The organism is Arthrobacter pasteuri (genome assembly GCF_054510955.1).
Genome location: NZ_JBTNDO010000001.1, coordinates 1101335 through 1120484, shown reverse-complemented (window position 1 = coordinate 1120484; position 19150 = coordinate 1101335). Strand labels below are relative to the sequence as shown.

The window sequence follows — 19150 nt, the reverse complement described above, 5'->3', positions numbered from 1 at the left end:
GCGCCGCAGGGCCGAACGGCCGTGCAGCCGGTCCGAGCCTGGTCCACCAGGTCGCGCCGGACCACCAGCGGCTGGAGGCGGGCGCAGCCACCTTCCGCATGCTCGCGGACCCGACACGGCTCCACATCCTGTGGCTCCTCACACAGGGGCCGGCCGACGTCGGAACCCTCGTCGCGTCCACCGGAGCCAACCGGACGGCCGTGAGCCAGCACCTGGCCAAACTGCGGCTCTCGGGCCTCGTGTCCACCCGCAAGGAGGCTCGGAACGTGGTCTACAGCATCATCGACGGGCACCTCGCCCGGCTCATCCTCGAGGGCATGAACCACGCGGACCACCGCGTCACCGGGGAGCCCGTCCACGCGGAATAACAGCGGTGGAAGGCTATGCGGCCTCGATCCCGCGGAGGTCGGGGCCCGGGACGCGCAAGGGCCGGACCCCGAAAGGAGTCCGGCCCATCCGCGGAACTACTGGAACTAGAGCGTGCCCCGGCGGTTGATCGGGTCGGGGTCGATCAGCGTGTCGTCCTCGAGGCCCTGGCTGTCCGAGGGGACGCCCGTGCCCGGGATCCCGTCCACGGCGGGAACGGCGTCGATGTCCGTGTCACTTCCGACGGGGGTGGTCGCCGGGAGCGAGGTCTCGGGTGCGAGGGGGGTGGTTCCGGTGGCCGGAACGGTGGAGATCTCGGTCTCGGTCTCCTCTTCCTTCCCCTTGCTCGCTGCTGCCGCGGCTACTCCTGCGACGGCGGCAGCCGCCGCGACACCTACTCCTGCGGCAACCTTGCCGGACACGCCGGCCTTGCCGCTGTCGCCGCGTGACTGCTCCGCGTCAGCGACGGTGGGGGTCCCGGGCTGCCCGGCCACGGTGCCGCGCCAGGCGCCGGTGGAGTAGCTCTCCGACTCGATGAATGCCTTGAACTTCTGGAGATCGGCCTTTGCCTGGTTCTCCACCACGTTCAATTTGTCGCCGATCTTCTCGACGAGTCCCTCGGGCTCGTATTCCAGCACCAGGTTGACGCGGGTCGTCCCGCCGAGGTCCTCGAAGGAGACGGTGCCCGCGTTGGTCGCACCCTCCGTGGCCGCCCAGGAGACCTTCCGGTCCGGTACCTGCTCGAGGATTCGCGCTTCCCACTGGCGGCGGATCCCGCCGATCTCCGCGACCCACTCGAGGCGGTCGTCGCTGAGCTGGGTGATCTGCTTGATGCCGCCCATGAAGTGCGGGAATTCCTCGAACTGCGTCCACTGGTTGTACACGGTCGTCACTGGAAGATTCACTACAACGGTTTCTTCGACCTTCGTGCTCATCTTGCCCTCCTTGGCTGGTGGGATACGTGCGCTGATTCATCAGCATGCTTAGCATATGGTGTGCCCCGGGGGTATGGCCAGTACCGGGCACGCCCGGCGTGCCGCGCGAAGGTTCCGGGCCCCGGCCGAGGTCGGAACGCAGGCGGGTCGAACGGCTGCTGCCGGGTCCTCAGGAGGGCAGGTCGCCGACGTCCGCATACCTGCGGCGCCAGTCCCTGCCCTCATCCCCGCCGTACAGGGTCCAGTACTCGCGGCCCGAGCTGATGACGCCGTCGGCCACGGTCCAGATCGACACGACGCGGAAGATGCCGACGTCCTCCTGCGGCACCTGGACCTCGGACACCACCACCTCGCCGGCGTCGTAGACGTTCAGGACGTCGATGCTCCAGCCGTTCGGACGCTCGGAATTCACGGCCACCATATTGTCCCGGCCGCGGATGACCTCGCGCGTGACGGGCCAGAACACCTCCACGTCCGCGGCCAGTACCTGACCGACGGCCTTCCAGTCCCTGCTCCACACCGACGACCAGTACCGCCGGATCACCTCGGTAGATTCCATGGGCCGATGCTACAGCCGATGCTACGGCCGGGCGTCGCCGCTCAGGGAGCCTAGGTGCAGCGCGACGTTCGCCTCGAAGCCCTCGATGGTCCGCGCGACGGCGTCCGCCGGCGGGGTGTCCCAGATGTCCTGGTTGAAGAGCTCCACTTCGATATCGCCGGCATATCCGGCCGCCTTCACGGCACGGGTGATCGCAGCGAAGTCGATGACGCCGTCGCCGGGATAGTGGCGGGACAGCAGGACGTCCGCGGCGAGGGGGGTCTTCCAGTCGCAGACCTGGTAACTCGCGATCCGGCCCTCCGCACCTGCCCGCGCGACCTGCTCGAACAGCTCCGGATCCCACCAGACGTGGAAGGTGTCGACGACCACTCCGACCGCCGAGGAGGAGAAGGGCAAGGCGAGGTCGAGGGCCTGCTTCAGCGTGGAGATGACGGCCCGGTCGGAGGCGTACATCGGATGCAGCGGTTCGAGGGCGAGGGTCACCCCTGCGGACTGGGCGTCGGACGCCAGCTCCCCGAGGGCGTCCTGCACCATGGCGCGGGCTCCCGCGAGATCCTTCGATCCCTGCGGGATACCGCCGGCGACCAGGACGAGGACCGCGGCGGAGCCGGCAGCACCGGCAGCCGCGAGCTGGGCGGTCTCCTCGATCGCCCGGCGGTTGTCGTCCATCGCGGCGCGGCGCGCCCGGCCCTCCGGCACCGTGAAGAAGCCGCCGCGGCAGAGGCTGGAGAACCGCAGTCCCGAATCCGCGAGGAGCCGTGCGGCCTCGGGCAGCGAGGCCGCCTGCACGGAATCCCGCCACAGGCCGATGCTGGTGATGCCGGCATCGGCGGTCACCCGCAGCGCTTCCCGAAGGGGGGCGTACTTGATGGTGGCCTGGTTGATCGACAGGCGCTCGTTCGGCGTCATGCCGCCACCCCGCTCACGCGGAGCAGTGCGTGCCAGCGTTCACGGGCCAGCTCCGGTTGTTCGAGCGCCCCGCAGTGGTTGGCGAGACGGACGATCTCCGACAGGTGCGGCAGGCTGCGGGCCGCGTGCAGCCCGCCGACCATCCCGACGCCGGGCTGGTGCCCGTTGAGCCAGCTGAGGAATGCCACGCCGGTCTTGTAGTAGAACGTCGGCGCCGCGAAGATCTGGCGCGAGAGCGCTTCGGTGGGTCCGAGGATCTGCGCGTACGCGTCCCGGTCGCCGGCGTCGAGCGCCTGGACGGCCGCCGACGCGTGCGGACCGATCGCGGCGAAGGCGCCGAGGAGCGCATCGGAGTAGCCCGATGAATCCCCGCCCATGAGGGAGACGTAGTTGAAGTCGTCCCCGGTGAACATGCGCGCGGGAGCGTTGAGCTGTGCGCGGACCGCCCGCTCGGAGTCCGCATCGAGCAGGCTCATCTTGACGCCCGCCACCTTGTCGGGGGAGTTGGCGATGATCTTGAGCAGGGTCGAGGACGCCGTGTCCGTGTCCGCCGAGCCGAAGTAGGTCCCGAGCTCGGGGTCGAAGGCGCTGCCGAGCCAGTGCAGGATCACGGGCGCACCGGCCGCAGCGAGCACCTCGGAGTACACCCGCTGGTAGTCCTCGGCGGTCCGCGCGGCGCGGGCGAGGTGCCGGCTCGCCATCAGGACCACGGATGCGCCTGCGTCCTCGGTGAAGTGGAGCTGGTCCTTGTAGGCGTCGATCACCGCGTCGAGGGAGATCACCCGGTCCTCGACGTGGTCGGTGTTCACGCCGGCCACGAGGGCGCCACCGACGGAACGGGCCTCGGCTGCACTGCGCGCGATGAGTTCGCGGGTCGCGGCGGGGTCGAGCCCCATGTTCCGCTGGGCGGTGTCCATCGCGTCCGCGACGCCGAGCCCCCAGGACCACAGGTGGTGCCGGAACGCGAGGGTCGCATCCCAGTCGAGGTCCGCGGGAGCGCCGGGCACGTTCTCCGCCGTCGTGCGGGGGACCACGTGTGCCGCCGCGTAGACGGTCCGGCTGGACAGGGGTGCGGTCGGCTTCGAGAACGACGGCGCGGGACGGAGTTCGACGGCGGAGGTGCCTCCCGCCGCATCGACGAGGGTGATCATGCCAGCGTGATCGCTTCCTCGAGGGGGAGCACGGCGGTGCGCACGTCCTGCAGTTCCAGGCGGCGTCCGGAGCGGGAACTCTCGAGTCCCTGTTCCGCGAGGTACATCCCGCGGGCACCGGCGAGGAAGTCGTACGGGTGCGGCCCGTCCTCCAGGACGTGGCGCAGGAACTCCTCCCACTGGGTCTTGAAGCCGTTCTCGAACACCTCGTTGGTGGGGACGTCGATCCAGTCGGCGTCGTAGTCGTGCGTGTCCTCGAGGTCCGGGTTCCAGACCGGCTTCGGCGTGGCGTTGCGCGGCTGGATCTTGCAGCCGAACAGTCCGACGACGGCCGAGCCGTGCGTGCCGTCCACCTGGAACTGCACGAGCTCGTCGCGGTTCACCCGGACGGTCCAGCTCGAGTTGAGCTGGGCGACGATACCGCCCTCCAGCTCGAAGACGGCGTAGGCGGCGTCGTCGGCGGTGGCGCGGTAGGGGCGGCCGTGTTCGTCGACGCGCTCGTCGATGTGCGTGACGGCGCGGGCGTAGACGGACTCGACCTTGCCGAAGAGGTTCTCCAGGACGTAGCTCCAGTGCGGGAACATGTCGACGACGATGCCGCCGCCGTCCTCCGCGCGGTAGTTCCAGCTGGGGCGCTGGGCGTCCTGCCAACCGCCCTCGAAGACCCAGTACCCGAACTCGCCGCGCACCGAGAGGATGCGGCCGAAGAATCCGGAGTCCACGAGGCGCTTGAGCTTCTGCATGCCCGGCAGGTACAGCTTGTCGTGCACCACGCCGTTCTTGATGCCCGTCGCTTCGGCGAGATTCGCGAGCTCGAGGGCATCCGCGGCCGTCTCGGCCGTGGGCTTCTCAGTGTAGATCGCCTTGCCGGCCGCGATGGCCTTCCGGATAGCCGCGGACCGGGCTTTGGTCACGAGGAAGTCCGCGTAGATCTCCCAGGTCGGGTCCGCCAGGACACTGTCCAGGTCGGTCGAGTAGTGCTCGATGCCGTGCTTCGCGGCGAGTTCGGCGAGCTTCGCCTCGTTGCGGCCCACCAGTATCGGCTCCACCTGGACCCGGCTGCCGTCGGAGAGGAGGACTCCTCCCTGGTCCCGGATGGCGAGGATGGAGCGGACCAGGTGCTGCCTGTATCCCATCCGTCCTGAGACGCCGTTCATGATGATTCCGATTGTCCTCGTCGACATTGATGCTCCTCTTGGCTCCGGCAGCGCGGAAAGCGCTTACCGAGAGTGTAGGGGAAGAAGCAGGGAGGGGCAATAAGCCAGGAGGAAGGTCAGGTGCCGTCGGTGCGGCGGGGGATGTCGCGGCGCGTGCACTGGTCGGGGCGGACCCATGCTTCCCGAGCGATCGAGAACTCGACCCACTGGGCGAGGACGGCGGAGCCGGTCCACGCCATCGCGAATCCACGCACGGTCTGCCGTGAGCCGTTCGGGTACTCGAGGTCCACCCAGAGCGCCGGGGCAGGGGAGATGGACTCGGTGATGGGGCCGGTAGGCGCTTCCAGCTGGAGCGGGGGTACGAACCGGTGCGTCGTGGGTGGGAGTCCGTGCCAGCCGGCCGCCCTAGCCACGCGGCCCTACCCGGGCGGGGGAGCGCGGCGTGTCCATGCGACCACTCTACGAGGGAGCCGGTGCGGCAGGAGCCGGCCGCGTGCGCGGATCGGTAACGGGGCAGTGCCGGGAGCGGCGCCGGGAGCAGTGCCGGAGCAGTGCCGGAAGTGGCGTCAGGAGGAAGCCCGGCCGGCAGGGAGCCGTCAGGCAGCGCGGGTCTGAGGCTTCAGCTCGCGGCGGCGGCAGCGCGCCGCGTCCACCCACGCCTCGCGGGCCCGGGAGTATTCGATCCACTGCGCGAGGACCGCTGTCGCCGTCCAGGCCATGGCGAAGCCCTTCTGCGTCCGCGTGGAGCCGTCGGGGTAGTCGAGGTCGACCCAGAGCGCGGGCGACCTGAGGGGCTCGGTGATGCCGCTCTCCGGTGCCTCGAGCTCGAGCGGTGGACGGTACCTGTCGGCGCTGGGTGGGATGCCGTGCCATCCCGGTCGTTCTGCCATGCGACGAGGGTACGCCGCAGCTCCGACACGATGGGACGGAGCTGGGGATGTCCCTGCAGTCGCGGGTCAGGGCCGGGACTGCTCCGCGTCTCCTGATCCCGCATGGGCGCGGACGAGTTCGTCGCTGAAGGGAGCGCGCCGCCTCGGCGGAAGTCCATCGATGAGCTCGTTCACCGCGAGGGCGAGCAGGTCGCACTCGAGGGAGGGCAGGGGCATGAGGCCCGCCAGGTAGGCCTCGACCTCGTATTCGTCGACCTCGCCGCTCAGGGAGAAGTAGTGCAGCCACACCTCGCCGATCGTGAAGCCGGATTCGACGACGGCCGCGTTGATGAGCGCCCGCTGTTCCTCCACGAGAGGGAAGCTGATCACAGAGCGCCCCTTCGACCCCGGGAACCGCTGGTCGGTGGACGTGTCCTCGATGGTCACGGGCGACCGGGTGGACCATGCCGTCAGGCACGGGCCCTCGCCCAGGCCGTACTGGAGGTCATCGGCTGTGCGCACGAGGGCGTCGGTCGCCCCGACACTCGTCCGCTGTGCTTCATGGATGAGCGAGACGCCGGCGCCCGACGCGTTCGGTGTCGTCTCCTGCGCGACCTGGGCAAGGAGGTCCACGGCATGCTGCGCCGTCTCCTGCGTCAGTACCAGTCCGCGGATGCGACCGAGCGTCGCACCCAACTCGTTGGGGGGGGGGGGGGGAGGGTATGGATCCATCAGTAGCCTCGAAGTTTGGGCCAGGCTTGATCCCGGCGCTGCGGGCCTTCTGCTAGACCACGATCGTGCGTTGCCGACGATCCGCTGGTCCCATCCTCGCCGTGTGGAAGCGCACCGGATGCTGGTGCGGGAATGAATGTTGCGGTGGCCTTCCCGCAGGGGCGGGATCAGGCGGTTCCTGGCGTGGTGAGGCGTCCGGACCAGGATTTCATACCCTGCAGCCGGGTCTCTGGATAGGATTGGCGCGACGATGTCACCGTCGCCGCGTCCGCGGACAGTAAGGTCCGGAGGGGTGGCGCCGTCCCGCCGTTGATCCACGATGTGGAAGGTACCCGCAGCGCCATGACGAAGAACGATTTGCAGAAGATCCGCGTTGCCGCAGCGGACAAGGAGGATGTCGAGTTCGAGCTCGACCGCGCTGAGCTGGTGTTGAAGGAGGCCGTCGCGGAGGCCATCAGCCACGGCGAGGACATCAGGGCCGTCGCCGAGGTCGCCGAGTTGCCCCTCGACGACGTCGTGAAGCTGGCGGCCCCGGACGTCGACCCCGACCCGATCCGGCCCCTCTGACCCCGGGCCTACCGCCGGGGTGTGCTGCCCCGGATGATCGTCTCGGTCGGGATGGGCCCCGGACCGTCGCCGGCATCCGAAGCGCTGTACGCCGATCCGGTAGCGAGCTGAAGAGCGCGCCGGCCCACGTCCTCGAGGGGGATGCGGACGGTGGTGAGGGCGGGCGTGATGTCCCGCACCGTCGGGATGTCGTCGAAGCCTGCGACGCCGATTCCCTCTCCCGGCGCGATCCCGGCGTCGCGCAGTGCCGACACGACGCCGACGGCCATGACGTCGTTGACCGCGAACACCAGGTCCACCCGTGCTCCTGACGCCAGGAGTTCCTGGGTGCCGCGATAGCCGCCGTCGCGGGTGAAGTCCGAGTGGACGATGCGCTCGGCCGGCAGGGAGATGCCGTGCTCGGCCAGTCCCGCCGAGAAACCGTCGAGACGTTCCTGGGCGGTCCGGATTTCGGCCGGTCCGGCGATGACGGCGAAGTCCCGGTACCCTAGCTCCGCCAGCGCGACCGCGAGGTTCCGGGCCCCGCCCCGGTTGTCGAGGAGCACCGTCGCGAAGGGGGCTGCGTCCTGGCTGATGAAGGCGACCTTCCCGCCGGTGTCCTCGAAGGAGGACAGCTCGCTCCGCAGCTGGACCTCGAACGCCGACCCCGTGGTCCTGGAGCCGGCGAGGATCATCACGCGGGGACGCTGTCCGCGCAGTGCCCGCACGGTGTCCAGTTCGCGCTGCGCGTCGCGGCCCGTGACGGCGATGGTCACCACGAGCCGTTCCTCGCTCGCCGCATCGATGACACCGGCCGCGATGCTGGAGAAGTAGGGGTCGGCGATGTCGGCCACGAGCAGGGCCACGGTGGTGGTGCTGCCCTTGGCCACGGCCTGCGCGAACAGATTGGTCGTGTATCCGAGCCGCTGGGCCGCCTCGATGACGCGCTGCCGGTAGTCCTCGTTCACCTTGCGTGCACTGCCGTTCAGGGAGCGCGACGCCGTCGCCAGGGAGACTCCGGCCTCCCTGGCGACGTCGTGCAGCGTCGCGGGACTCTTGCTTGCCGGTGCCGACATTGCTCTCCTGACGGTGTGGGTATCGGCCGCTCTGGCGACACCCGGGGAAATTCCGGAAAGGGCCATTCTCGCACGGCGCAGAATGGCACCGGGGCTGCCGCACCCCGCACGGTAAGCGCTTTCTCTGTTAGTGTTTCCGGAACCGCAATCCTGTTCCTGTTGGAGGATCCGTGCCCCAGTCGAGTCCGGCCACCGAACCCGCCGTTGCCGTCCGGATGCCCCTGCGGGCCGCGATCCTGGGCACCGGCGCAGTGGCGCACCTCCATGCCGAAGCCCTGCACCTCCTGCCGGGCGTGGAACTGGTCGCCGCCGCTGATCCGTCCGAAAGCCACCTCGCGGCCTTCGCCGAGGCATACGGACTGCCGTCCCGCTACCCGTCGCTGGAGGAACTCCTCAGGAGGGAGAGCATCGACGTCCTCCACGTCTGCACGCCTCCGGGAGGCCATGCCGAGCAGGCGGCAGCCGCCTTCGCGGCAGGTGCCCATGTCGTCGTCGAGAAACCCGCCGCACTCAGCCTCGCCCAGCTCGATGCCATGGCCGACGCCGGCCGCGCAGCGGACCGGGGCCTCGCCGTCGTATTCCAGCAGCGCTCGGGAACCGCGGCCGCCCATGTGAAGGGGCTACTGGACTCGGGCGTCCTCGGGCGCCCGCTCTCCGCGCTCTGCCAGACGCAGTGGTACCGGACGGCCGAGTACTTCGCCGTCCCGTGGAGGGGGACCTGGGCCACGGAGGGTGGGGGTACCACGCTGAGCCATGGCAGCCACCAGGTGGACCTGCTCGCGTACCTGCTGGGGGAGTGGTCCGCGGTGCACGCGACGATGTGGCGCCTCGACCGCGACGTCGAAACCGAGGACCTCTCGCACGCGTCCCTCGTCTTCGCCTCCGGTGCCGTCGCATCGGTGGTGTCCACGGTCCTCGCGCCGCGGCAGTCCAGCCTCCTCCGCATCGACACGGAGAACGCGACGATCGAGCTCGAGCACCTGTACGGCCACGGCCACGCACACTGGACCATCACCCCGGCGCCCCACGTCGACGACGAGACGGCGGCATCCTGGGCGCTGCCCGCGCAGGAGGTGCCGAGCGGGCACGACGCCCTCTTCGCCGGAATCTACGCGTCGCTCACCGCCGGGCACGGCATGCCGGACATCGTGGCGCATCCGGCCCGCGCCCTGGAGATCGTCACCGGCATGTATGCCTCCGCGCGGGAGGGCCGGTGGGTCACGCGGGAGGACCTGGCGGACCCCGCGCTGCGCGGAACCCTGTCCGGGCAGGTGATCGAGGGCCGGCCCGGGGTCCTGTCCGCCCGCCCGTCATGACCGACCCGGTGACCCTGGCGGCGGAAGGGCGCGATGCCGGCCTCCTGCACGACGGCGCGGGAGAACCGGCCCAGCATTCGCCCCGGCCCTTCCTGCATCCGGTGCCGACACCCGGCGGGCTCCCCGTCAGCGACTACCGGCCCGCGGACCACCCCTGGCACTGGGGCCTCGGCATCGCCGTCTCGAACATCGCCGTCGCCGGGCAGGCCCACCCGGTCAACCTGTGGGGCGGCCCCACCTACAGGGACGGGCAGGGCTACGTGCAGCTGCCGAACAACGGCTCGCAGCGGGTGCGCAGGACGGCGCGCGAGCGGGACGGGGTGGTCCAGCACATCGACTGGTGCGCAGCGGACGGGAGCAGCTTCCTGGCGGAGGAGCGGAGCTGGCACGCGGAGAGCCTGACCGTCGCCGGTTCCGAGTGGATCCTCACCTCCGTGCGGAGCAGGTGGGCCAACACCAGCGGGGGTCCGCTCGCGTTCGGCAGCCCGACGACGGCGGGCCGCCCGGACGCGGGCTACGGCGGGTTCTTCCTGCGCCTCCCGGCGTCGTTCGACGGAGCGGCGGTCATCGCGGGATCGGCCGACGGCACCGGTTCCCTTCCCGAGACAGAGGCCATGGGGGGCAGGCGGCCCTGGCTGGGGCTCCGGTCCCGGACGGCATCGGTGCTCATGGTCCCGGCGGCCGAGAACCCGGGAAGCCCCACCCCGTGGTTCGTCCGCAGCACGGGCACCCCCATGCTGTGCGCGGCGCCGTTCTTCCACCACGAGGTGCACCTGGGGGCCGGCGCCGTCCTCGACTGGGGCTGGTCGCTCCTCACAGCGGACGGACCGGTGCCGGACGCCGGGTTCGCCAGGGCGGCCCGGCAGGCACGGACGGCCGGAGGAGCCGCAGGGGTGGACCGGCCCTAGGCCGGGGCCTGTTCCGGCGGCCCCGTGCTCGGACGCCGCGCCCTCGTCGCGACGGGCTGCCGGGCAGGGTACGGCCCGTGGCCGGCGGCCAGGAGCGCGCCGGCCCGGCTCCGGTCCGCTACAGCCCGAGCGGTTCCAGGACGGGCAGCTCGGCGCGGGCGCGCGAGCGAGCCTCCGCCGCCGTCGGTGCGGCTACCGCGATGCCGGCGATCCGCTGCGCCTCGGCGAGACTCACGCTGTTGAGGACCGCGCCGACGCCTGCGAGGGCCCGCGGGGTCATGGACAGTGTCGAGACGCCGAGTCCCACGAGGACGACGGCGAGGGCGGGATCCGCTGCAGCCTCGCCGCACACACCCACGGGCTTCGCATGCCCTTCGGCGGCGCTGCCCTCCACGGTCAGCTTGACCATACGGAGGACCGCGGGCTGCCAGGAGTTGTTGAGGGCGGCGAGGGAGCCGAGCTGACGGTCCGCGGCCATCGTGTACTGCGTGAGGTCGTTCGTGCCGAGGCTCGCGAAGGACACCGCGCCGAGGATGGCCTCGGCCATCAGGGCGGCCGACGGGACCTCGACCATGACGCCGGGCGTCTGCAGGCCCGCGTTGCTGCAGAGCTTGGCGAAGTCCGCGGCCTCCTCGGCCGTGGAGATCATGGGCGCCATGACCCACACGTCCGCGGTGGCCTGGGAGGCGGCCTCGGCGATGGCGCTGAGCTGGCGCTCGAGGACCCCGGGGGACGTGAGGTCGGTGCGGTAGCCGCGGACACCCAGTGCCGGGTTCGGTTCCGTGGAATCCGTGAGGAAGGGGAGTGGCTTGTCGGCGCCGGCATCCAGCGTGCGGACCACGACCTTCTTGCCGGGGAAGGCGTCGAAGACGCCCTTGTACGCCTCGATCTGCTCCTCCGCCGTCGGCTCCGTGTCCCGCTCGAGGAAGCAGAACTCGGTACGGAGCAGGCCCACACCCTGCGCCTTCGCCTCGGCAGCCTTCACGGCGTCCTTCGCTCCACCCACGTTGGCCAGCAGGGGAACCTCGTGCCCGTCGGCGGTCACGCCGACGCCGTCGAAGACCGTGAGGGCCGCGGCGGCGGTCCGGTAGGCCTCGGCTGCAGCTTCCTCCTCCGCCCCGGGGTCCAGTGAGAGGGTGCCGGCCGTTCCATCCACGAAGACGACCGTGCCGTCGGCGATGTCGTCGACGCCGGACGCGGCCACGACGGCGGGGAGTCCGAGTGAGCGGGCGATGATGGCCGTGTGCGACTGCGGACCGCCGCCAGAGGTGACGAGCGCGAGGACCTGCGTGGGGTCCAGGGTGGCCGTGTCGGCAGGGGCGAGGTCCTCGGCGACGAGGATGAAGGGCGTGTCCGACGACGGGATGCCCGGCGCGGGCAGCCCCCGGAGTTCGGCGACGATCCGGGACCGCACATCGAGGACGTCGGCGGTGCGCTCCGCCATGTAGCCGCCCAGGTTGTGGAGCATCTCGGCGACGGACGCGCCCGCCTCCCAGACCGCGCGGGCGGGGGAGGTGCCGTTGTTGATGAGCTTGGTCGCGGACTTCAGCAGCATGGGGTCCGCCGCCATCAGTGATGTCGCCTGCAGGACGGCCTGCGCGTCACCCTTGGCGATTCCCGCCCTGCGCTTGAGCTCCTCCTGGACGGCCTTCGAGGCGGCCTTCAGGGCGGCGACGGCCTCCTCAGGAGTATCGAAGGCGTGGCGTTCACCCGGGGGAGGTTCGCTGACCGATCTCGGCATATGGCGGATAGGGCCGATCACGCGTCCGGGGCTCACTCCGACCCCTGCGAAATTCTCCATTGAACGTCCTCGTTTCCTTGCCGTGTGGTCTCGGTCTAGCACCATTGTGCCGCCTGAAGCAAAAACTTCTGTGACCCAGTTCATATAACACTGCTATAGGTGCTACGGTAGCAGGCATGAAAAAAGTAGGCGAACCAGCGCCTAAGGTTCGGCTCCTCAGGGCCGCCGCGGCACTGCTCGCCGAGTCCAACGGGGAGCCCGTATCGACCCGCCAGATCACCCAGGCCGCCCGGGTCACCGCTCCGACCCTGTACCACCACTTCGGTGACAAGGAGGGCCTGTTCGACGCCGTCGTCGCCGAGGGTTTCTCCGAGTACCTCGACGCCGAGAGAGGCCTTCCGACGTCGGGACAACCCATCGAGGACCTCCGGATGCACTGGGACAACCATGTGCAGTTCGGCCTCGACCACCCGCACCTCTACCTGGTGATGTTCGGCAACATCCAGCCCGAGCGCCGGCCATCGATGGTGGCCAGCGCGGAGGCATTCCTCGAGGAGGTGCTGGGGCGGGCGGCCGCCGCAGCCCGTCTCGTGGTGTCGCCGCACGAAGCCGCGCGCAGCATGCTCGCCGCCAACATCGGCGTCACGCTCATGCTGATCGCGGAACCGGCGGCGAAGCGCAACTTCGAGTTGTCCGCCATGACCCGGGAGGCGGTGATCTCGGCCGTGGCCACGGATTCCGAGGCCGATCCCACCACGGACACGGAGGGAACGCCCTCGGTGGTCGTGGCGGCCATAGCGCTCAACGCCGCGCTGCAGGCCTCGCACCCCGATCAGCTCTCCAGTTCGGAACTGAAGCTCTTCCTCGAATGGCTCCAGCGCATCTCCAGCCGGTCGGCAAGCTGACGCTTCTCCCTCACAATCCATCCCTCCCCGCAGAGCTGCGGGGACAACGGTAAGGAAAAAAGTGGCAACACAACTAGAAGCGAGGTCCGGCACCAGCGCCCGGGTCCGCGTGCAGAAATTCGGGACGTTCCTGTCCGGGATGATCATGCCCAACATCGGTGCGTTCATCGCCTGGGGTATCGTCACGGCCCTCTTCATCGAGAAGGGCTGGCTGCCCGTTCCGCAACTGGGCGGATACGGCGAGACCGACGGCGTGGCGAACGTCGGGCTCGTAGGACCGATGATCACCTACCTGCTGCCCCTCCTGATCGCCTACACCGGCGGCCGGATGGTCTACGACGTGCGCGGCGGCGTCGTGGGTTCGATCGCCACCATGGGCGTGATCGTCGGCGCCGGCATCCCGATGTTCATCGGAGCCATGATCATGGGCCCGCTGGGTGGCTGGACCATGAAGAAGATCGACGCCCTGTGGGACGGCAAGATCCGTCCCGGCTTCGAGATGCTCGTCAACAACTTCTCCGCGGGCATCTGGGGTGCCCTCCTGGCGCTCCTCGGGTTCTACGGCATCTCGCCGCTGGTCCAGGCCTTCAGCACCGGCGCGGGCAACGTCGTCCAGTTCCTGGTCGACAACGGTCTGCTGCCGCTCACCAGCATCTTCATCGAGCCTGCGAAGGTACTGTTCCTCAACAACGCCATCAACCACGGCGTGCTCACCCCACTGGGCGTCCAGCAGTCGCTGGAGCAGGGCAAGTCCATCCTGTTCCTGCTCGAAGCCAACCCGGGTCCGGGTCTCGGCATCCTGCTCGCCTACATGTTCTTCGGTCGCGGCGCAGCAAAGGCCTCCGCGTCCGGTGCTGCCATCATCCACTTCGTGGGCGGTATCCACGAGATCTACTTCCCGTACGTGCTGATGCGCCCGCTGCTGATCGTGGCAGCGATCGCCGGCGGCATGACGGGTATCGCGACCCTGAGCATCACGAACTCCGGCCTGGTGGCGCCTGCCGCCCCCGGATCCATCATCGCCGTCCTCGCCCAGACGTCCCGTGAAAGCTACGTCGGCGTAGCCCTCGCCGTCCTGCTCGCCACGGCGGTGTCCTTCCTCGTCGCCTCGGTCATCCTCAAGACCGGCAAGAACCAGGACGACGGCGACATTGCTGCCGCCGCCACGAAGATGGAAGGCCTCAAGGGCAAGAAGAGCTCCGTCGCCGGCAACTTCCGCTCCTCGGCAGGCACGGACGGGCCCATCCGCAACATCGTGTTCGCCTGCGACGCCGGCATGGGCTCCTCGGCGATGGGCGCATCGGTGCTGCGCAACAAGATCAAGGCGGCCGGCTTCCCCGACGTCAAGGTCTCGAACCTGGCCATCGCCAGCCTGAAGGACGACTACGACGTCGTCGTGACGCACCAGGACCTCGCCGCCCGCGCCGAGCCCCTGACGCGGAGCGCGACGCACGTCTCCGTCGACAACTTCATGAACAGCCCCCGCTACGACGAGATCGTCGAGCTGGTGCGTGCCAGTGCTGCCGCCGAAGGCGGGGTCGACCCGAAGGCCCCGATGCCCGCCGGCGTAGCAGCCGACGCCGATGCCGGAACCGCCTCCCATGACGTCCTCGCCGAGGAGAGCGTGGTCCTGCGCGGCCGGGCGACGACGCAGGAGGACGCCATCAACGAGGCCGGCCGCCTGCTGGTCGACCGGGGTGCCGTGGATTCCAGCTACGTCGCGGCGATGCACGAGCGCGAGAAGTCCGTCCCCACCTACATGGGCAACTTCCTCGCGATCCCGCACGGCACCAACGCGGCCAAGGACCTGATCCGCCGCTCCGCCGTGTCGATCGTCCGCTACCCAGAGGGCATCGACTGGAACGGCAAGCAGGTGAAGTTCGTGGTCGGCGTCGCAGGCGTCAACAACGAGCACCTGTCCATCCTGTCCGCGATCGCCCGCGTCTTCTCGGACAAGGAGCAGGTGGCCAAGCTCGACGAGGCCACGACGGTGGACGAGGTCCTCGCCCTCTTCGGAAAGGTCAATGCCTAGTGAAGGCAGTACATTTCGGTGCCGGCAACATCGGGCGCGGCTTCGTGGGTCTCCTGCTCCACGAAGCCGGGTACGAGGTGGTCTTCGCCGACGTCGCGGACGCCCTGATCGACCAGCTCGCCTCGACGCCGAGCTACGACGTCCACGAGGTCGGCGAGGACCCGGCGGTCAAGACGGTCGACAACTACCGTGCCCTGAACTCGCGGTCCCAGGAGGACGACGTCGTCGGTGAGATCGCGACGGCCGACATAGTCACCACGGCGGTGGGCCCGAACGTCCTGAAGTTCCTCGCGCCGGTGATCGCCCAAGCGATCGCCCGCCGGAGCGAGGACCTGCCGCCACTGCAGGTGATGGCATGCGAGAACGCCATCAACGCGACGGACATCCTGCGCCGCGAAGTCGAGCAGACGTACGACGGCGCCGCTCTGGACCTCGCCTCCAGGGCCATCTTCGCCAACACCGCCGTGGACCGCATCGTCCCCAACCAGGCGGCGGGCCAGGGCCTCGACGTCACCGTGGAGACCTTCTTCGAGTGGGTCATCGACCGCACCCCCTTCAACGGGAACGCGCCCGAGATTCCCGGGGCGACTTACGTCGACGACCTCGAGCCGTACATCGAACGGAAGCTGTTCACGGTGAACACCGGCCATGCATCGGCAGCCTATTTCGGCTATGCGGCCGGGGTCGAGAAGATCGCGGACGCCATGGCGGACGACGCCATCGCCGCGAAGGTGCGGGCCGTGCTCGACGAGACGAAGCAGTTGCTCGTCGCCAAGCACGGGTTCGACGAAGCGGAGCAGGAAGCCTATGTGCAGAAGATCCTGCGGCGCTTCATGAACCAGCACCTTCCGGACACGGTGGTGCGCGTCGGCAGGGCGCCGCTACGGAAGCTGAGCCGCAAGGAGCGTTTCGTCGGGCCTGCCGCCGAGCTGGCCGAGACCGGCGTGCACCCCGCGGCACTGCTCGAGGCGATGCGGGCCGCGCTGTCCTTCTCGGCTCCCGACGATCCCGAGGTCGCCGCCCTCGCCGAGATCCTGGCCACCCAGGAGCCCGGCGAGGCGACGACGTCGATCACGGGCCTGCCCGCGGAACACCCGCTGTACGGTCCGGTCCGCGACCTGATCGCACAGCATGCGCCCGGCCACCACGCGGAGCGCGGCTGATCGCACAAGCACGAGCACGAGCACAGGGAAAGGGAGCAGCTGCGGCTGCTCCCTTTTTCTTCGCCCTCCCTTGACGAAATCAGCAGCCTGATCGTAGCGTGACGAGGAAAGCGTTTTCCAAACAAGGGATTCAATGATGAGTTCGGCAAAGAAAACACCGGTCTTGGCGTGCCTGGCGCTCGCCACAGGGACTCTCCTCACCCCCAGTGGGCTCTCGGTCCCCGCTCTGGCACAGGGGCCCGGCCCCGGCAACGCGGCTCCGATCGGGGGAGTGCAGCTCGAGTACCTGGACCGGGGACTCGTCGGCGCCGCCACCCCTGAGGGTGTCTTCCTCTCCTGGCGGCTCAAGGCGACGGAGGCGACGGGCGCGACGGCGGACGGCCTCACGGGGACGGACTTCACGGTGTACCGGAACGGCGAGGCCATCGCCACGGTCACGGACAGCACCAACTACCTCGACACGGCCGTGACCGATGCAGGTGCCGCCGCGAGCGCGCGATACAGCATCGGCGCCGTCGTTGACGGCGTGGAGGTCGAGGCAAGTGCCGAGGTCACCCCCTGGACGCAGGCCTACACCGACCTCGCACTGTCGAAGCCGGCCGACGGCGTGACGCCGACCGGTGAGGCGTACACCTACTCGGCGAACGACATGAGTGTCGGGGACGTGGACGGGGACGGCTCGTACGAGTACTTCGTCAAGTGGTACCCCTCCAATGCGAAGGACGTATCCCAGGTGGGATACACGGGCAACACCTACATTGACACCTACACGGCCGACGGGAGGCTGCTGAGCCGGGTCGACCTCGGCGTCAATATCCGCTCCGGAGCCCACTACACGCAGTTCATGGTGTCGGACTTCGACGGCGACGGCCGATCTGAGATGATGCTCAAGACCGCCCCCGGCACGAAGACCACCACCTACGGGCCCACGGGCGAGGTCACCTCCGAGAGCTACGTGACGCTGCCGGAGGCGGACCTGGCCGCAGGAGTCACCCAGGGGGACGACTACCGGCTGAGTGCCGCGGGCTACTACGACCACGTCGTCACGATGTTCAAGGGCTGGCAGGACCACCCCGAGGTCGTCGCCGGGAACTGGCCGGCGACGCTGGAGGATGCCTTCGGTATCGCGCAGCGGTACGACTACCCGCTGTCCGACGCCGACGCCCGCGCGATGGCGGACTATTTCATGGACGTCTATGCACCGTCCCGGAGTGCGAGGAACACCCTCCGCGCCTTCGAGGGATTCATCGTCGACGGCCCCGAGTACCTGAGCGTGTTCGAGGGTGCCACCGGTGCCGAGCTCGAGACCGTTCCCTACGAGCCCGGCCGCGGGGACGACGGCCTGCTGTGGGGCGACTACGCCATGGCGCGCATCGAGCCGGGCAACCGGGTGGACCGCTTCCTCGCCGGCGTCGCCTACCTCGACGGCGAGCATCCCTCCGCCGTCTTCGCCCGCGGCTACTACACGCGCGCTGACATCGTCGCCTACAGCTGGGACGGCGAGCGGTTGACGCAGGACTGGCAGGTGGACTCCGGCCACGTGCCCATGTCCAATCCCTTCAACGACGGTCCGCACAGCGGAACGGGCAGCAGCGAGGAGTTCGGCACCCTGGCCGGCCAGGGCTTCCACTCCCTGAGCGCAGCCGACGTCGACGGCGACGGACGGCAGGAGATCGTCTACGGCAGCGCCACCATCGATGACGACGGCTCTCTGCTCTACAGCTCCTTCGACACGCTTCCCGCCGCCGGCGCCGCTCCCGGCACGGAGGCGAAGCTGGGGCACGGAGACGCCATGCATGTGACGGACATCGATCCGGACCGCCCCGGCCAGGAGATCTTCTCCGTCCATGAGGGAGCGACGGGCGCACCCTACGGCTGGGCGATGCGGAACGCGTCCGACGGTGAGGTCCTGTTCGGCGGCTACACCGGCAAGGACACCGGGCGCGGCATGATCGGCGACATCGATCCCTCGGTGCGAGGCATCGAGAACTGGGCCGTGGGCCTGCGCTCGGCGTCCGGCCAACTCCTGCCCGGCAATGGCCCGGGAACCAACATGAGCATTCGCTGGGCTGCCGACGGCACCACGCAACTCGTCAACGGCGCCGGCGACCAGACTCCCACCATCGACGACGCCAGACGCGGACGCCTGCTGACGGCGACCGGTACACGCACGAACAACGGCACCAAGGGCAACCCCTCGCTCGTGGCCGACGTGACCGGCGACTGGCGCGAGGAGCTGCTGGTGCGGACCACGGACAGCTCCGCCATCCGGATCTTCACGAGCACCGAGGTCACGGACCGGAAGCTGTACACCCTGATGCACGATCCCCAGTACCGTGCCGAGATCGCCCGCCAGAACACGGCCTACAACCAGCCGGCATACACGAGCTTCTACCTCGCCTCGGACACGGATCTCACAGCCGTGCCGGTGCCCGACGCCTTCCTGCCCGGCGCACTTCCGGCCCTGCAGCGGCAGTTCGAGCAGCTCATCTCGACGGGTGACGTCTCCGGATCTGCGGCGCAGCAGCTGCGAGCGTCCCTGGATCAGGCACAGCGCGCCGTCGAACGGGACCAGGCGGGCAACGCGGCCAGGGCCCTCGGGACATTCCTCGACCAGCTGCAGCGGACCAGGCCCGGCACGGTCTCCGAGGAGGCCCGCACCGAACTCGGATACCAGGGTTCGGTGATCCTCTCGACGCTCCAGTAGCGGCGTCGGCCAGAGACTCCGGCAGGATCGCGTGCGGTACGACCATGCGGTCCTGCCGGACCCGTTTCCAGCGCTTGT

Annotated in this window: 18 protein-coding genes; 8 read left to right on the top strand and 10 right to left on the bottom strand. The window is 69.4% G+C overall.

Translation table 11 applies throughout. From position 1 onward, the window contains the following. The first annotated feature begins 38 nt into the window (after positions 1-38). Positions 39-368, top strand: a complete 330-nt coding sequence (locus ACX80H_RS05170) for an ArsR/SmtB family transcription factor (protein ID WP_459313366.1) — start codon at positions 39-41, stop codon at positions 366-368. Between the two features lie 105 nt (positions 369-473). Here the strand turns inward: ACX80H_RS05170 and ACX80H_RS05165 are convergent, their stop codons facing one another. From ACX80H_RS05165 to ACX80H_RS05130, 8 genes are all read right to left on the bottom strand, one after another. Next, the gene (locus ACX80H_RS05165) at positions 474-1301 is read right to left on the bottom strand and encodes an SRPBCC family protein (protein WP_459311543.1); all 828 of its coding nucleotides are present in this window, start codon (positions 1299-1301) and stop codon (positions 474-476) included. Between the two features lie 169 nt (positions 1302-1470). Then, entirely contained in the window at positions 1471-1860 is a 390-nt protein-coding gene (locus tag ACX80H_RS05160) for a nuclear transport factor 2 family protein (protein ID WP_459311541.1), read from the bottom strand. 21 nt (positions 1861-1881) lie between these two features. Further along, positions 1882-2769, bottom strand: coding sequence for a sugar phosphate isomerase/epimerase family protein (locus ACX80H_RS05155; RefSeq protein ID WP_459311539.1), 888 nt, complete (start codon positions 2767-2769; stop codon positions 1882-1884). Continuing rightward, complete coding sequence (locus tag ACX80H_RS05150; RefSeq protein ID WP_459311538.1) at positions 2766-3920, bottom strand: dihydrodipicolinate synthase family protein; 1155 nt, start codon at positions 3918-3920, stop codon at positions 2766-2768. Before ACX80H_RS05150 ends, ACX80H_RS05155 begins: the two co-directional genes overlap by 4 nt. Beyond that, a complete protein-coding gene (locus ACX80H_RS05145) occupies positions 3917-5104 on the bottom strand; it encodes a Gfo/Idh/MocA family protein (protein ID WP_459311536.1) in 1188 nt (395 codons plus the stop codon). Before ACX80H_RS05145 ends, ACX80H_RS05150 begins: the two co-directional genes overlap by 4 nt. 89 nt (positions 5105-5193) lie before the next feature. Further along, positions 5194-5490, bottom strand: coding sequence for a hypothetical protein (locus ACX80H_RS05140; protein ID WP_459311534.1), 297 nt, complete (start codon positions 5488-5490; stop codon positions 5194-5196). A 183-nt stretch (positions 5491-5673) separates the two neighbouring features. Continuing rightward, complete coding sequence (locus tag ACX80H_RS05135) at positions 5674-5967, bottom strand: hypothetical protein (protein WP_459311533.1); 294 nt, start codon at positions 5965-5967, stop codon at positions 5674-5676. 66 nt (positions 5968-6033) lie between these two features. Next, positions 6034-6579, bottom strand: coding sequence for a GAF domain-containing protein (locus ACX80H_RS05130; protein ID WP_459311531.1), 546 nt, complete (start codon positions 6577-6579; stop codon positions 6034-6036). 441 nt (positions 6580-7020) lie between these two features. Between ACX80H_RS05130 and ACX80H_RS05125 the strand changes: the two genes are divergently transcribed. Beyond that, positions 7021-7245 carry a hypothetical protein gene (locus ACX80H_RS05125; RefSeq protein ID WP_459311529.1) on the top strand — a complete coding sequence of 75 codons (225 nt, stop codon included), beginning with the start codon at positions 7021-7023 and terminating at the stop codon, positions 7243-7245. A gap of 8 nt (positions 7246-7253) precedes the next feature. Here ACX80H_RS05125 and ACX80H_RS05120 read toward each other — a convergent pair whose 3' ends face one another. Further along, complete coding sequence (locus tag ACX80H_RS05120; protein WP_459311527.1) at positions 7254-8300, bottom strand: LacI family DNA-binding transcriptional regulator; 1047 nt, start codon at positions 8298-8300, stop codon at positions 7254-7256. Between the two features lie 170 nt (positions 8301-8470). Between ACX80H_RS05120 and ACX80H_RS05115 the strand changes: the two genes are divergently transcribed. Both ACX80H_RS05115 and ACX80H_RS05110 read left to right on the top strand, forming a co-directional pair. After that, the gene (locus ACX80H_RS05115) at positions 8471-9616 is read left to right on the top strand and encodes a Gfo/Idh/MocA family protein (protein ID WP_459311525.1); all 1146 of its coding nucleotides are present in this window, start codon (positions 8471-8473) and stop codon (positions 9614-9616) included. An 8-nt stretch (positions 9617-9624) separates the two neighbouring features. Continuing rightward, the gene (locus ACX80H_RS05110; RefSeq protein ID WP_459311523.1) at positions 9625-10524 is read left to right on the top strand and encodes a DUF6807 family protein; all 900 of its coding nucleotides are present in this window, start codon (positions 9625-9627) and stop codon (positions 10522-10524) included. Between the two features lie 118 nt (positions 10525-10642). On the opposite strand, the gene ptsP is transcribed toward ACX80H_RS05110, so the two are convergent. Further along, entirely contained in the window at positions 10643-12325 is a 1683-nt protein-coding gene (gene ptsP, locus ACX80H_RS05105; protein ID WP_459311521.1) for a phosphoenolpyruvate--protein phosphotransferase, read from the bottom strand. Between the two features lie 116 nt (positions 12326-12441). Here ptsP and ACX80H_RS05100 point away from each other — a divergent pair, with 116 nt between their 5' ends. The 4 genes from ACX80H_RS05100 (at position 12442) to ACX80H_RS05085 (ending at position 19072) form a co-directional block, all read left to right on the top strand. Further along, complete coding sequence (locus ACX80H_RS05100; RefSeq protein WP_459311519.1) at positions 12442-13170, top strand: TetR/AcrR family transcriptional regulator; 729 nt, start codon at positions 12442-12444, stop codon at positions 13168-13170. Positions 13171-13231: 61 nt separating this feature from the next. Continuing rightward, positions 13232-15202, top strand: coding sequence for a PTS mannitol transporter subunit IICBA (locus ACX80H_RS05095; RefSeq protein WP_459311517.1), 1971 nt, complete (start codon positions 13232-13234; stop codon positions 15200-15202). Next, positions 15202-16365 (top strand): mannitol-1-phosphate 5-dehydrogenase, encoded by a 1164-nt coding sequence (locus ACX80H_RS05090; protein ID WP_459311516.1) that lies wholly within the window; start codon positions 15202-15204, stop codon positions 16363-16365. The genes ACX80H_RS05095 and ACX80H_RS05090 overlap by 1 nt, the downstream gene beginning before the upstream one ends. A 136-nt stretch (positions 16366-16501) precedes the next feature. Then, positions 16502-19072: a rhamnogalacturonan lyase gene (locus ACX80H_RS05085; protein ID WP_459311515.1), complete on the top strand. Its 2571-nt coding sequence runs from the start codon at positions 16502-16504 to the stop codon at positions 19070-19072. The last annotated feature ends 78 nt before the right edge of the window (positions 19073-19150 follow it).

Bases quoted from the DNA above. Each gene is read 5' to 3' on its own strand.
- ACX80H_RS05165 (WP_459311543.1), bottom strand. From the start codon at position 1,301: ATGAGCACGAAGGTCGAAGAAACCGTTGTAGTGAATCTTCCAGTGACG.
- ACX80H_RS05150 (WP_459311538.1), bottom strand. From the start codon at position 3,920: ATGATCACCCTCGTCGATGCGGCGGGAGGCACCTCCGCCGTCGAACTC.
- ACX80H_RS05145 (WP_459311536.1), bottom strand. From the start codon at position 5,104: ATGTCGACGAGGACAATCGGAATCATCATGAACGGCGTCTCAGGACGG.
- ACX80H_RS05135 (WP_459311533.1), bottom strand. From the start codon at position 5,967: ATGGCAGAACGACCGGGATGGCACGGCATCCCACCCAGCGCCGACAGG.
- ptsP (WP_459311521.1), bottom strand. From the start codon at position 12,325: ATGGAGAATTTCGCAGGGGTCGGAGTGAGCCCCGGACGCGTGATCGGC.
- ACX80H_RS05085 (WP_459311515.1), top strand. From the start codon at position 16,502: ATGAGTTCGGCAAAGAAAACACCGGTCTTGGCGTGCCTGGCGCTCGCC.
- ACX80H_RS05155 (WP_459311539.1), bottom strand. From the start codon at position 2,769: ATGACGCCGAACGAGCGCCTGTCGATCAACCAGGCCACCATCAAGTAC.
- ACX80H_RS05100 (WP_459311519.1), top strand. From the start codon at position 12,442: ATGAAAAAAGTAGGCGAACCAGCGCCTAAGGTTCGGCTCCTCAGGGCC.
- ACX80H_RS05120 (WP_459311527.1), bottom strand. From the start codon at position 8,300: ATGTCGGCACCGGCAAGCAAGAGTCCCGCGACGCTGCACGACGTCGCC.
- ACX80H_RS05125 (WP_459311529.1), top strand. From the start codon at position 7,021: ATGACGAAGAACGATTTGCAGAAGATCCGCGTTGCCGCAGCGGACAAG.
- ACX80H_RS05160 (WP_459311541.1), bottom strand. From the start codon at position 1,860: ATGGAATCTACCGAGGTGATCCGGCGGTACTGGTCGTCGGTGTGGAGC.